At 74.1% G+C, this 12,719-nt stretch carries 12 protein-coding genes; 4 read left to right on the top strand and 8 right to left on the bottom strand.

The features are described from left to right. Positions 1–2: 2 nt before the first annotated feature. The 3 genes from HUT06_RS28040 to HUT06_RS28030 are packed head-to-tail and all read right to left on the bottom strand — an operon-like array spanning position 3 to position 2,132. Positions 3–827 carry a maleate cis-trans isomerase gene (locus HUT06_RS28040; RefSeq protein ID WP_176198443.1) on the bottom strand — a complete coding sequence of 275 codons (825 nt, stop codon included), beginning with the start codon at positions 825–827 and terminating at the stop codon, positions 3–5. Positions 828–871: 44 nt separating this feature from the next. Beyond that, positions 872–1,633 (bottom strand): Asp/Glu racemase, encoded by a 762-nt coding sequence (locus HUT06_RS28035; RefSeq protein ID WP_176198442.1) that lies wholly within the window; start codon positions 1,631–1,633, stop codon positions 872–874. Positions 1,634–1,649: 16 nt separating this feature from the next. Next, entirely contained in the window at positions 1,650–2,132 is a 483-nt protein-coding gene (locus HUT06_RS28030; protein ID WP_176201670.1) for a DUF3830 family protein, read from the bottom strand. A gap of 313 nt (positions 2,133–2,445) precedes the next feature. Between HUT06_RS28030 and HUT06_RS28025 the strand changes: the two genes are divergently transcribed. Beyond that, positions 2,446–3,468 (top strand): D-2-hydroxyacid dehydrogenase, encoded by a 1,023-nt coding sequence (locus HUT06_RS28025; RefSeq protein ID WP_217711491.1) that lies wholly within the window; start codon positions 2,446–2,448, stop codon positions 3,466–3,468. Positions 3,469–3,470: 2 nt separating this feature from the next. Then, complete coding sequence (locus HUT06_RS28020) at positions 3,471–4,868, top strand: amidase (protein WP_176198441.1); 1,398 nt, start codon at positions 3,471–3,473, stop codon at positions 4,866–4,868. Here the strand turns inward: HUT06_RS28020 and HUT06_RS28015 are convergent. Further along, positions 4,855–5,868, bottom strand: a complete 1,014-nt coding sequence (locus tag HUT06_RS28015; RefSeq protein ID WP_176198440.1) for an alcohol dehydrogenase catalytic domain-containing protein — start codon at positions 5,866–5,868, stop codon at positions 4,855–4,857. The two genes, HUT06_RS28020 and HUT06_RS28015, sit on opposite strands and share 14 nt — an antisense overlap. Before the next feature lie 121 nt (positions 5,869–5,989). On the opposite strand from HUT06_RS28015, the gene HUT06_RS28010 reads away from it, so the two are divergent. After that, positions 5,990–6,724, top strand: coding sequence for a TetR/AcrR family transcriptional regulator (locus tag HUT06_RS28010; protein ID WP_176198439.1), 735 nt, complete (start codon positions 5,990–5,992; stop codon positions 6,722–6,724). A 33-nt stretch (positions 6,725–6,757) separates the two neighbouring features. On the opposite strand, the gene HUT06_RS28005 is transcribed toward HUT06_RS28010, so the two are convergent. The 4 genes from HUT06_RS28005 to HUT06_RS27990 all read right to left on the bottom strand — a co-directional run bounded on the left by HUT06_RS28005 (position 6,758) and on the right by HUT06_RS27990 (position 11,952). After that, positions 6,758–7,408 carry a DUF1707 domain-containing protein gene (locus HUT06_RS28005; RefSeq protein ID WP_254715429.1) on the bottom strand — a complete coding sequence of 217 codons (651 nt, stop codon included), beginning with the start codon at positions 7,406–7,408 and terminating at the stop codon, positions 6,758–6,760. Positions 7,409–7,464: 56 nt separating this feature from the next. Then, positions 7,465–9,741: an FdhF/YdeP family oxidoreductase gene (locus tag HUT06_RS28000; protein ID WP_176198438.1), complete on the bottom strand. Its 2,277-nt coding sequence runs from the start codon at positions 9,739–9,741 to the stop codon at positions 7,465–7,467. A 56-nt stretch (positions 9,742–9,797) separates the two neighbouring features. Further along, entirely contained in the window at positions 9,798–10,883 is a 1,086-nt protein-coding gene (locus HUT06_RS27995; RefSeq protein ID WP_254715428.1) for a S1C family serine protease, read from the bottom strand. Between the two features lie 88 nt (positions 10,884–10,971). Next, the gene (locus HUT06_RS27990; protein WP_176198437.1) at positions 10,972–11,952 is read right to left on the bottom strand and encodes a phosphotriesterase; all 981 of its coding nucleotides are present in this window, start codon (positions 11,950–11,952) and stop codon (positions 10,972–10,974) included. Positions 11,953–12,072: 120 nt separating this feature from the next. Between HUT06_RS27990 and HUT06_RS27985 the strand changes: the two genes are divergently transcribed. Next, the gene (locus HUT06_RS27985; protein WP_254715427.1) at positions 12,073–12,717 is read left to right on the top strand and encodes a TetR/AcrR family transcriptional regulator; all 645 of its coding nucleotides are present in this window, start codon (positions 12,073–12,075) and stop codon (positions 12,715–12,717) included. Positions 12,718–12,719: the final 2 nt, after the last annotated feature.

Below are 12,719 nucleotides of genomic sequence, written 5' to 3'. Positions count from 1 at the left end.
CGTCATAGCTGCCAGGTATGTCGTCCCTGCCCGGCTCCCTGCCCGGCCCCCTGGCCGGCGGGGACGGCGGAGACGTCGGCGGGCACGGCGAACAGCCGGCCCAGCCCGGTGCGCGGCGCGAGCCCCCGGGGGCCGGACGCGAGCCGCAGCCCCTCCCACACGCTCACCTGGTTCGCGGTCAGCACCGGCTTGCCCACCCGCGCCTCCAGCTCGTCGAGCCAGGACACGGTGTGCAGCGCGGTGTCGGGCACCAGCACCGCCTCGGCGTCCGGATGGTCGTTCGCCGCGACGAAGGCCAGCACCTCCTCGCGCCCGAGGGTGCCGACCTCGGCGGCGGTGACGATGCCCCGGCAGGACAGCGCCACCACCTCGACGCCGGCGTGCGCGAGGAAGGACACGAACCGCTCGGCGACGTCGGCCGGGTAGGTCGCGGCGACCGCGACCCGGGTCAGCCCGAGCGCCGCCGCCGCGTGCACGAACGCGAACGACGTGCTGGACGCGGGCACGCCCGCCGCCGCGCGCACGCCCTCGACCTGCCGCGCGGCGCCGTCCCAGCCGAACACGAAGCTCCCGCTGGTGCAGGCCCAGACCGCGGCCTGGACGCCCATGCCGCGCAGCGTGCGGGCCCCCTCGCCCAGCACGTCGTCGCCCCCGATGTCCAGCAGCGCGTCGACGCGGTGCGCGTCCTCGCGCATCAGCGTGTGGACGACCGGCAGGGCGACCCCGCCGGGCCCCGAGCCGCGCAGGGCGCGCTCGATCGCGGGGTAGTCGTCCTCGGCGCTGTATCCCGGGTACAGGAATCCGGCGCTCACCGTGTTCTGCCGCATATGCCCGCCAACCCTACCTTCGCCGATCTTGGACCCCATGGCGGTCACGCCGCCGTGGACGGCGCGAGCTGCGCCAGCGACTGCCCGGGACCGGCCGCGGAGCGGCCCATCGCGCGCAGCGCCGAGCACATCGTCACCTGGTTGGCGGTCAGCACCGGCTTGCGGATCATCTGCTCCAGCGGCGCGATGATGTCGTAGGTCGGCACGTTCGTGCAGCTGATGAAGACGGCCTCGGCCTCGGGGGCGTCCACCGTCGACACCGCCGCCACGATCTCGCCGTAGCCGACCTTCCAGATGTGGCTGAGCAGCCCCATCCCCACCGACGACACCACCTCGATGCCGTACTCGGCGAGGAACGACACGAGCCGCTCGGTGACCGCGTCGATGTACGGCGTGACGACCGCGATGCGCGAGATGTTCAGCAGCCGCAGCGACTCCACCAGCGCGCCCGAGGTCGTCGTCGACACCGGCGCGCCGGCCGACACCATCGTCTGGTGCAGCTCCAGCTCGCCCGCCTTGCCGCGGATGAAGCTGCCGGACGCGCAGGCGTAGGCGACGGCGAGCGGCTCGGGGGCGAGGACGTCCCGGGTCGCCTGCCGGACGATCGACTGGTCGGACAGCGCGGACGCCATCTCGACGGTGACCGGCACCGGGACGTACGGCAGCCGGGTCATGAAGAGCGAGACGTCGTCGGGCGTCCACCGCCACAGCTCGCGGTCGAGCGCGAAGTCGAACGGCGCGACCACCCCGATGCCGTGCTGGGCCAGCAGCTCGGGGCCGACGACCAGCGTGGGGTCGAATGTCATCTGCGAGGCCACCGCTCTAGGACTCGGCGCGGCGGTAGACGAGGCGCTCGCCGACACCGCCGGATCGCCAGACGTCGTTGCACGCCTCCGCCATCCGGTCGAGCCCGTCGACGATCGTCGCGTACACGTTGCCGGGCACCCAGCCGACGTCCCCGTTGAGCAGCAGGTTGTTGCGGCCGTAGAAGATCGCGAGGTCGATCACGCCGGGCAGCGCGTGGATGTTCTTCTCCTCCTTGAACTTGCGGTCGAGCATCCCGCCCGGGAAGGAGAAGTGGACGACGTCGCCCGGGATGGGGGTGACGGTGGGGTTCTCCAGGCCGACCTCGTCCTCGGAGAACCGTTCGACCATCGTGTACACCTCGTTGCGGGCGTACTTGGCGTGGTACGCCTCGCCCCCGAGGGGCAGGGCTCGCCATACCGCCTCGCAGGTCCGCGGCGCGTCCTTCTCCAGCAGCTCCGCGACGCACGAGACGCCGCGACGCTCCAGGGTGATGGTCATGAGCTTGGGCATGCTGGACCTCCCCGTGAACAGGGGTTGGCGAGAGCGTCGCCACCCGAAGGACTCTCCATGTTTGTGGGAGGCGGACCCCCCACACCCCCGCGAACGAGGGTCTAGTCAGAGCGCTCTGGGATCCGTCCTGGCCTGTGCATGGGCAGCGGTTGCGACGGTCTTGCAGCACACGTTCCAGTGCGGTGAACCGGGGCCGCGGTCCATCGCGCTGATTGTTGACAATCCTACGAACCCTTCCTAGCGTGTCAATGCCTCCGCGAGTTGCCTTCACGTAAACTCCGCCGATCCGGAAGTGACGCCGATGGAGCCTGTCCAGCCCGCACCGGGTGCGCCGCCCGACGTGGTGGTCCTCGTGGGCGACGCCGAGCCGCGCGGGATGGCGGCGGCGGAGCGGCTCGCCCGCGTCCGGTACGTCCGCGAGAACGCCCTGGCGCAGGCGCTTCCCGGCGCCGACGCCGTCTTCATGTGGGACTTCCTCTCCGACGCGCTCGCGGGCGCGTGGCCGGCCGCGGGCGGCCCCCGGTGGGTGCACATCGCGAGCGCCGGCGTCGACCGGCTGCTGTTCCCGGCGCTCGTCGAGGGGGACACGGTTGTCACCAACTCGCGAGGGATTTTCGACGAGCCGATCGCCGAGTACGTCCTCGGCCTGGTGCTCACCTTCGCCAAGGACCTGCACACGACCGTCCGGCTCCAGGGCGAGCGGCGTTGGCGGCACCGCGAGACCGAGCGGATCGACGGCGCCCGCGCGCTCGTGGTCGGCACCGGGCCGATCGGCCGCGCCATCGGCCGCCGGCTGGCCGCCGCCGGGCTCGCCGTCACCGGCGCGGGCCGCACCGCCCGCGACGCCGATCCCGACCTCGGCACCGTCGTCCCGATGGAGCGGCTGGACGCGGCGCTCGCCGCCGCCGACTACGTCGTGCTCGCGGCGCCGCTCACCGCGCGGACGCGCGGCATGATCGACGCCGCGGCGCTGGACCGGATGCGCCCGTCGGCGCGGCTGATCAACGTGGGCCGGGGCGCGCTGGTCGCCGAGCCCGACCTCGTCAAGGCGCTGCGCGCGGGCCGGATCGCGGGCGCCGCGCTGGACGTCTTCGAGGACGAGCCGCTCCCGCCGTCCTCCCCGCTGTGGGAGCTGCCGAACGTCATCGTGTCCCCGCACATGTCCGGCGACGTCATCGGCTGGCGGGACGAGCTCGTCCGGCTGTTCACCGACAACCTCGGCCGCTTCGCGGCGGGGCGCCCGCTGCGCAACGTCGTCGACAAGCGGCTCGGCTACGTGGGTTCCGGCACCGGGCAGGGTCCCGGCATCGAGCGAAGGGGGTAGCCATGGCCGACGCGGCCGACCTGACCGCGACCGAACTGCTGGCGGAGTACCGGGCCGGGACGCTCTCCCCGGTCGAGGCCGCCGAGGCGGTCCTGGCCCGGATCGCGCGCGACGATCCGGGGCTGAACGCCTACTGCCTCGTCGACGAGGAGACGACGCTCGACATGGCGCGGGCGGCCGCCGACCGGTGGCGCCGCGGCGCGACGCTCGGCCCGCTCGACGGCGTGCCCGTCTCCATCAAGGACGTCCTGCTCACCCGCGGCTGGCCGACGCTGCGCGGCTCCACGACGATCGACCCCGCGGGCCCCTGGGACGAGGACTCCCCGGCCGTGGCGCGGCTGCGCGAGCAGGGCGCGGTGTTCGCCGGCAAGACCACCACGCCGGAGTTCGCGTGGAAGGGCGTGACCGACAACCCGCTCACCGGCGTCACCCGCAACCCGTGGGACCCGTCCCGCACGCCGGGCGGGTCCAGCGGCGGGGCGGCGGCGGCCGTCGCGGCGGGCATGGCGCCGCTCGCGCTCGGCACCGACGGCGGCGGCTCGGTGCGCATCCCGGCCTCGTTCACCGGCACCTTCACCATCAAGCCGACCTACGGCCGCATCCCGCACTACCCGGCGAGCCCGTTCGGAACGCTCGCGCACACCGGCCCGATGACGAACACCGTGGCCGACGCGGCGCTGCTGCTGGACGCGGTGTGCGGCCCCGACGGCCGCGACTGGTCGGCGCTGCCGCCCCCGGACGTCCCGTTCGCCGACGCCGGCGCGGACGACCTGACCGGGCTGCGCGTCGCCTACAGCCCCGACCTCGGCTTCGCGCGGGTCGACCCGGAGGTGGCCGCGTCCGTCGCGGCCGCCGCGGAGGTCTTCACCGAGCTGGGCGCCAAGGTCGAGCAGGCCGACCCGGGGCTCGGCGGCGACCCCGCCGGCGAGTTCGAGGTGCTCTGGTTCGCGGGCGCGGCGAAGGTCGTCGAGCACCTGTCCGTGGCGGAGCGGGCACGGCTCGACCCGGGCCTGCGGGAGATCTGCGAGCAGGGCGCGCGGTACTCGGCCGTCGAGTACCTCACCGCCACCGCCCGCCGGATGGAGCTCGGCCGCCGCATGGGCCTGTTCCACGAGCGCTACGACCTGCTGCTCACCCCGACGATGCCGATCGCCGCGTTCGAGGCGGGCCGGGAGGCCCCGGCGGGCTCGCCGTCCCCGCGCTGGACGGGCTGGACCCCGTTCACCTACCCGTTCAACATGACCCAGCAGCCGGCCGCGAGCCTGCCGTGCGGCTTCACCGCGGACGGCCTGCCCATCGGCCTCCAGGTGGTCGGCGCCCGGCACGCCGACGCCCTGGTCATGACGGCCTGCGCCGCCTTCGAGAAGGCGCGCCCCTGGCGCCGGTTCACCCGAAGGTGATGACCGCCCGGCCGTGGTGGGCGCCCTCGTCCATCGCGGCCAGCACGCGCGGCGCCTCCTCCAGCGGGACCGGCGCGACCTCGGGGACGATCCCGTGCGCCACCGCGAAGTCGAGCGTGTCGCGCAGGTCGTGCGGCGACCCGGACGGCACGCCCATCACCCGCAGCCGGCCCATCACCAGGGCGGCCGGCGGCACGCTGACGTTCTCGGCGCCCATGCCGAGGTAGAGCAGGGTGCCGTCGGGGCGCAGGCCGCCGAACGCGGCGAGGCCGGTCGCGGTGTCGGGGGCGGTGTTGACCACCACGTCCGCGCCGCCCCAGGCGCGCAGGGCCTCGGCCGGGTCCTGCTCGCCGGTCGGCACGAACAGCTCGGCGCCGAAGCGGCGCGCCTCCCGCTCGGCGCGGCGCGACCGGGAGACCACGGCGACGCGGGCGCCCATCGCGGCGGCGAACCGCAGGGCCATCGTGCCGACGCCGCCGGTGCCGAGCACGGCGACCCGCGACCCGGCGACCGCGCCCGCGCGCCGGAGCCCGTTGAACGCGGTGATCCCGGCGCACATCAGCGGGGCGCCGGCGACCGGGTCCAGGCCGTCCGGCAGCGGGGTGACGAATCCGGCGCGGCCGACGAAGTACTCGGCGTAGCCGCCGTCGGTGTTGACGCCCGTGACGCGCTTGGGCGCACCGGTGCACAGGATCTGGTCACCGCGCACGCACTGGTCGCAGTGGCCGCAGGAGCCGTGGATCCAGCCCGTCCCGACGGGGGTGCCGACGGCGGGCCAGTCGACGCCCTCGCCGAGCGCGGCGACGACGCCGCTGATCTCGTGCCCGGGGACGGTCGGGAACATCCCGAACGGGTAGTGGCCGCGCAGGTGGTTGACCTCGGAGAAGCACATCCCGCACGCGGTGACCCGGACCAGGATCTCGCCGGGGCCCGGCTCGGGCGCCTCGCGCTCGACGATCTCCAGTGGCTTGCCCGCGGCGGGCAGAACGGCGCTGCGCATGAGCGCATCCCCTCTCGGTAGCGGCGGCGAGCTGCCGCCTAATCAGCGATACAGTCGAGACTATAGCCGCGCTACAGGAGATGTATAGCGGTGGTGCCAAAATTTCTGTAACATCGATGTTGTGACTGCGCAGAAGGACCTCGACACGCGGGACCGGATCGTCCGCGCGGCCGCCGGGCTGCTCGCCGAGGCGGGCGGCGAACCGGTCTCGACCCGTGCCGTGTGCGCCGCCGCCGGGGTCGGGGCGCCGACCCTGTACCACCACTTCGGCGACAAGCGCGGCCTGTTCGACGCCGTCGCCGCGCACGGGTTCGAGCAGTACCTGGCGAGCAAGCGCGCCCAGCCGCCCACCGGCGACCCCGTCGAGGACCTGCGCCGCGGCTGGGACCTGCACGTCGAGTTCGGCCGCACCAACCCCGCGTTCTACACGCTGATGTACGGCACGGCCCGCACGCCGCCCGTCGCGGCGGAGGCGGACCGCATCCTGACCGGCCTGGTCGAGGCCGTCGCCCGCGCCGGGCGGCTGCGCGTCCCCGTCGCGACCGCCGTCCGGATGATCCACGCCGCCGGGGTCGGGGTCACGCTCGCGGTCGTCTCCGGCGGCGCGGACCGGCAAGCGGACCGGCGAGCGGACCGGCAGGGCGACGCGGAGCTGTCCGTCCGCACCCGGGAGGCGGTGCTGGCCGCGATCACCGTCCCGGACGTCCCGGACGGGGCGCCGGGCGACGGCGCGGTCGCGTCCCGCGCCGTGGCGCTGCGCACCGCGCTGGCGGCGGCCCCGCCGCCCGAGCTGACCGCGACCGAGGCGGCGCTGCTCGCCGAATGGCTCGACCGCGTCGCCGCCGGGACGCGCTGACGGTTTCCCGGGGGGCGGCGAGAAGGCCGGCGGCTACTCGCCCTGGCCGAGTTCCTCGCGCCGCTTGTCCGCGCGGCGCTTGCGGCGCTTCACCCCGACGCCGCCCCAGAACGCGAACCCCTTCACCACGACCGTCGGCGAGCCCGGCGCCCCCGGGCCGCTCGCCCGCTGGTCGAACCCGCCCATGATGCCGAGGCCCTTGACGTGCACGGTGATGTCGTCCGGGGCGATGATCTCGACCCCGCCCATGATCGCCAGCGCGCGGATCGTCACCACCCCCTCGGCGAACCGGGCCTCGCGCAGGTCGATCTTGCCGCCGCCCCAGAACGCGAACGCGGTGAACTTGGCGGGGACGTTCCACACGCCCGAGCGCAGGAACCCGCTCATCACGCCGATGCCGATCTTCCAGGACGGCGCGCTCGCCACCGGCCGCCAGTCGGCCCCGTGCGGCGGCACCGCCGGCGCGGACGTGCCCGCCGCCGGCAGGTCGCGGGTGAGCGGCGCCAGCTCCCCGTAGGTCTTCGCCGCGTACACCGCGTCGAGCCGCTCGTCGAGTTCGGCCAGGGTGAGCCGCCCGTCGCCGGCCGCGTCGCGCAGCACCCGCGCGACCTGCTCCCGATCGGCGTCGCCGGCCCGCATCTCCGGAGCTCCGGACATCCCCGACTGCTCGGGCAGGTTCGTCATGCCCGAAGCCTAAACCGCTCCCGCCCGCCCCGCGACCCGCGCGCGGCACGGTCGGGTCACGCCGGTTCGAGGCGGACGACGACGGACTTGGAGGTGGGGGTGTTGCTGACCTCGGCGGTGCTGTCGAGGGGGACGAGGACGTTGGTCTCCGGGAAGTAGGCGGCGGCGCAGCCGCGGGCGGTGGGGTAGGAGACGACGCGGAAGGCGGGGGCGCGGCGCTCGGTGCCGTCCGACCATTCGGAGACCAGGTCGACCGTCGCGCCGTCGGCGACGCCGAGGGCGGACAGGTCGTCGGGGTTGACGAAGACGACGCGGCGTCCCGCCTTGACGCCCCGGTAGCGGTCGTCGAGGCCGTAGATGGTGGTGTTGTACTGGTCGTGGCTGCGGACGGTCTGCAGGAGCAGGCGCCCCTCGGGGACCCGCAGCACCTCCAGCTCGTTGACCGTCAGATTGGCCTTGCCGGTCGCGGTGGGGAACCTCCGCTCGTCGCGGGGCGCGTGGGGGAGGGTGAAGCCGCCCGGCTCCCGGACGCGGGCGTTGTAGCCGGCGAAGCCGGGGACGACGCGGGAGACGTGGTCGCGGATCACGTCGTAGTCGCACTCCATGGCGTCCCAGCCGATGGCGGAGCCGGGGAGCGCGGCCTTCGCGAGGCGGCACACGATGGAGACCTCCGACAGCAGGTGCCCGGACGCCGGTGCCAGCCGCCCCCGGGACGCGTGGACCATGCCCATCGAGTCCTCGACGGACACGAACTGCGGCCCGGACGCCTGCACGTCGCGCTCGGTGCGGCCGAGCGTCGGCAGGATCAGCGCCAGCTCGCCCGTCACCGCGTGCGACCGGTTGAGCTTGGTGGACACCTGCGCGGTCAGCCGGCACCCGCGCAGCGCCGCCTCGGTGACGGCCGAGTCGGGGGTGGCGCGGACGAAGTTGCCGCCCATGCCGAGGAACAGCCGGGCCCGGCCGTCGCGCATGGCGCGGATCGCGTCCACGGTGTCCAGGCCGTGCTCGCGCGGCGGCTCGAAGCCGAACTCGGCGGCGAGGGCGTCCAGGAACGCGGGCTTCGGCTTCTCCCAGATGCCCATCGTCCGGTCGCCCTGCACGTTGGAGTGGCCGCGCACCGGGCAGACGCCCGCGCCGGGGCGGCCGATGTTGCCGCGCAGCAGCAGGAAGTTGACGATCTCCCGGATCGTCGGCACCGAGTTGCGGTGCTGGGTGAGGCCCATCGCCCAGCACACGATGATCTTCTTCGCGGCGAGGACGTCGCCGAGCGTCGCGGCGATCTCGCCGCGGGTGAGGCCGGTCGCCTCCAGGACGTCGTCCCAGTCCAGGGCGAGGGCGTGCTCGCGGAACGCCGCGAACCCGTGCGCGTGGGCGTCGAGGAACTCCCGGTCGAGGGCGCCGGGGGCGTCCGATTCGAGGAGCAGCCGGTTGAGCGCCTGGAACAGCGCCAGGTCGCCGTTGAGCCGGATCTGCAGGAACCGGTCGGCGAGGACGGTGCCCTTCCCGGTGACCCCGGCCGGCCGCTGCGGGTTCTTGAACCGCATCAGCCCCGCCTCGGGCAGCGGGTTCACCGCGACGACGCGGGCGCCCTCCTTCTTGGCCCTCTCCAGCGCCGACAGCATCCGGGGATGGTTGGTCCCCGGGTTCTGGCCGACGACGAAGATCAGGTCGGCCTGGTAGAGGTCGTCGAGGAGGACCGAGCCCTTGCCGATGCCGATCGTCTCGCTCAGCGCGGACCCGGACGACTCGTGGCACATGTTGCTGCAGTCCGGCATGTTGTTGGTGCCGAACGCGCGGGCGAACAGCTGGTAGGCGAACGCGGCCTCGTTGCTCGTCCGGCCCGAGGTGTAGAAGACGGCCTCGTCCGGGGAGCCGAGTGCGGTCAGCTCGGACGCCAGCAGCCCGATCGCCTCGTCCCACCCGATGGGCTCGTAGTGCGCGGACCCGGCCCGCTTCACCATCGGCTCGGTGAGCCGGCCCTGCTGCCCGAGCCAGTGGTCGGAGCGCCCGGCCAGCTCCGCGACGGTGTGCCGGGCGAAGAACTCGCGGGTCACGCGCCGCGTCGTCGCCTCCTCCGCGACGGCCTTCGCGCCGTTCTCGCAGAACTCGGCGATGTGCCGGTGGTCGCCCTCCGGCCACGCGCACCCCGGGCAGTCGAACCCCTGCTTCTGGTTGACGCGCAGCAGCGTCAGCGCCGTCCGCCCGGCGCCCATCTGCGCGTACGACTGGCGCAGCGCGGCCGTGACCCCGGGCACGCCCGCCGCCCACGTCTTCGGCTTCGTGACGTCGAGACCCGAATCGTCGAAGTCATCGGCGGGCGCCTTGCGCGTCATGGGGCAACACATCCTCGGGGTAGGCGGCTGCCTCCACTGTCGCACGGCGGGCGCCGCTATTGGGGCGGCCCTTCCGCCAGCCGGAGGGTGGCCTGCGTGCGGGCGCCCTGCTTGGTCGTCCACTCGACGCGGACGGAGTCGCCCGGGTGGCGGCCGAGCATCAGGGAGGTGAGCGTGGACGGGGCGTCCACGGCGTCGTCGCCGAAGGTGACGATGGCGGCGCCGACCGGGATGCCCGCCGCCTCGGCCGGGGTGCCGGGCACGACCTCGGCGACGAGCGCGCCGGGGGAGCGGCCGTTGGAGCGGACCTTGACGCCGAGCATGGCCGTCCGCCCGATGTGCACGGTCGAGGACGCCTGGCCGCGCTGGATCTGCCGGGCGATCTCCAGCGCCCGGTCGGACGGGATGGCGTAGCCGCGGTGCTCCTTCGCGGGCGTCGCGCCCCGCGTCGACAGGCCCGCGGACGCGGCGGTGTTGACGCCGATGACCTTGCCGCGGGTGTCCAGCAGCGGGCCGCCGGAGTCGCCCGGCTTGATCGGCGCGTTGGTCTCGATCAGCCCGGTGAGCCGCTCGGAGGTGCCGTTGGTGTCGTCGCGGGCGGTGACGGACTGCTCCAGCCCGGTGACCTTGCCGGTGACCACGGTGGGGTTCCCGCCCTTGCCGCCCGCGTTGCCGACGGCGGTGACGACGTCGCCGACGTCCACCCCGGCGGCGGAGCCGAACGCGGCGGTCTTCAGCCGGGCCGCGCCGGTCAGCCGGATCACCGCGATGTCGCCGGCCCGGTCGTAGCCGACGACCTCGGCCCGGTAGGTGCGGCGGTTGTCGGTGTCGGTGCCCTTGATCGCGGTGGCGCCGCGGATCACGTGGTTGTTGGTCAGCACGAGGCCGGCCGCGGTGAGCACGATGCCGGTGCCGGCGGCGCGGGTGCCGTTCAGTTCCTGCTCGGTCTCGATGTTGACCACGCCGGGCCGCCGGCCGCTGGGCTTGGACGGCTTGGCCGCCGCGGTCGTGACGGGCGCGGGGACGTCCTCCGGCCCGCCGTTCTCCATCACCCGGCAGCCCGGCGCGAGCAGGGCCAGGAGCGCGGCCAGGAGCATCGGAACCGCGGCGCGGGCGCCGCGACGCACGGGGTCTTCGCTCACCTCGGTGCCTCCTCCCGCAGATCCCCCAATGATTCCCGATACCGGGGAAATAGTCCGAAAAGTGGAGGAGGTGGCGCCGTGTCGCCGGTCAGCGGGTGAAGTAGCGCCGCGGGTTGCCGACCAGCATCTGGTCGAGCTGGGCCTCGGTGACGCCCGCGGCGCGCAGCGCGGGCAGCACGTCGTCGCTGATGTGCCGGTAGTTCCAGTTCGGCTGCATCGCCGGGACGGTCGCCGGGTCGGGGCCGAACCAGTCGATGAAGCAGCTCGCGTCGTGGCTGAGGACCATCCGGTCGGCGTACCCCCGCCCGCACAGCGCCGCGACGGTGGTGACCCGGTTCCCGGTCGGGTTGATGATGTCGAGGCCGAACCGGTCCATGCCGAGGATCGCGCCGGTGTCGGCCAGCTCCATCAGGTAGTCGAGGTCGTTGCTGTCGCCGGCGTGCCCGATGACGACCTTGGCGAGGTCCACGCCCTCCCCCCGCAGGACGTCCACGACCTCGCGGCCCGCGTGGACCGAGCTCTCGGTGTGGACGGTGATCGGCGCGCCGGTCTCGCGGTGCGTGGCCGCGACGGCCCGCAGGATGCGCTCGACGCCCGGGGTGAGGCCGGGGGAGTCCACGGCGCACTTGAGGAACGCGGCCTTGACGCCCGTCCCGGCGATGCCCTCGGTCAGGTCCCGGGTGAAGTCGGCGATCATCGGGTCGGGGCCGTCGTCCACCAGCGTCCCGGGGCCCCGGTGCAGGAACTGGAACGGGATGTCGTGGTAGGTGTAGATGCCCGTCGCGACGATGATGTCGAGGTCGGGGACCGCCGCGGCGATGCGCTGGATGCGCGGGATGTAGCGGCCGAGGCCCCAGACGGTCGGGTCGGCGATCGTGCGGATGCCGCGCGCGGCGAGCTCCCGGAGCTTGGCGACCGCGTCGGCGACCTTCTCCTCCTCGTCCCACCAGTCACCCGCGCCGTAGTTCTCGACGTTCTCGGTGCCGAGGACGAAGACGTGCTCGTGCATGAGGGTGGGGCCCAGGCCGGTGACGTCGACGGGGCCGCGGACGGTCTCTACTGCGGGCATCGGCTCTCCCTGCGCTGGGCCTGCGCGCCCACCGGAGCGCATACCGACCGGTCGGTTTCTGGCAAGCTAAGACGTGGGACGCGTCCGCGTCAATGCCCCGCTCCGAAGGAGGTGCCCCCCTTGGCGGACACAGAGCAGGCGCCCGGCGCCGCACGGGTGCCGGAGTCGGCCGCGCCCGTGCGGCAGAGCGCGGTCGAGCGGCGGATCCTGGCCGCCGCGCTCCGGCTGTTCGCCGAGCGCGGCTTCGACGGGACGCCCGTCCAGGAAATCGTCGAGGCGGCCGAGGTCACCAAGGGCGCGCTCTACCACTACTTCGACTCCAAGGACGATCTCCTCTACGAGATCTACCACTCGCTGATCGCCCGCCAGCTCGGCGACATGGGTGCCGTGCTGGCCCGCGGGCTGCCGCCGCGCGAGGCGGTCCGGGGGGTGCTGACCGGGCTGATCCGCAGCACCGCCGAGCACATCGACGAGGCGAAGGTGTTCGCCCGCGAGAAGGACCGGCTGGACGACGCCCGGATGCGCGCGCTCCGCGCGGACCGCCGCCGCTACCACGAGACGTTCCGCGGCCTGATCGAGCAGGGCCAGCGCAGCGGCGTGTTCAGCGACGCCACGCCCGCCGAGACCGCGACGATCGTCGCGCTCGGCATGGTGAACCAGATGCCCGCCTGGTACCGGCCGGACGGCCCGAAGACGGCGGAGCGGCTGGCGGAGGAGGTCGCCGGCTTCGTCCTCGCCGCGCTGGTGGCCCCGCCGCCCGCCTAGCG

It is taken from the genome of Actinomadura sp. NAK00032, assembly GCF_013364275.1.
Taxonomy (GTDB): Bacteria; Actinomycetota; Actinomycetes; order Streptosporangiales; family Streptosporangiaceae; genus Spirillospora.
This window is presented reverse-complemented; position numbering and strand designations above follow the sequence as displayed.

Bases quoted from the DNA above. Each gene is read 5' to 3' on its own strand.
- HUT06_RS27990 (WP_176198437.1), bottom strand. From the start codon at position 11,952: ATGCCCGCAGTAGAGACCGTCCGCGGCCCCGTCGACGTCACCGGCCTG.
- HUT06_RS28020 (WP_176198441.1), top strand. From the start codon at position 3,471: ATGGCCGACGCGGCCGACCTGACCGCGACCGAACTGCTGGCGGAGTAC.
- HUT06_RS28035 (WP_176198442.1), bottom strand. From the start codon at position 1,633: ATGACATTCGACCCCACGCTGGTCGTCGGCCCCGAGCTGCTGGCCCAG.
- HUT06_RS28040 (WP_176198443.1), bottom strand. From the start codon at position 827: ATGCGGCAGAACACGGTGAGCGCCGGATTCCTGTACCCGGGATACAGC.
- HUT06_RS28015 (WP_176198440.1), bottom strand. From the start codon at position 5,868: ATGCGCAGCGCCGTTCTGCCCGCCGCGGGCAAGCCACTGGAGATCGTC.
- HUT06_RS28000 (WP_176198438.1), bottom strand. From the start codon at position 9,741: ATGACGCGCAAGGCGCCCGCCGATGACTTCGACGATTCGGGTCTCGAC.
- HUT06_RS28030 (WP_176201670.1), bottom strand. From the start codon at position 2,132: ATGACCATCACCCTGGAGCGTCGCGGCGTCTCGTGCGTCGCGGAGCTG.
- HUT06_RS28005 (WP_254715429.1), bottom strand. From the start codon at position 7,408: ATGACGAACCTGCCCGAGCAGTCGGGGATGTCCGGAGCTCCGGAGATG.
- HUT06_RS28025 (WP_217711491.1), top strand. From the start codon at position 2,446: ATGGAGCCTGTCCAGCCCGCACCGGGTGCGCCGCCCGACGTGGTGGTC.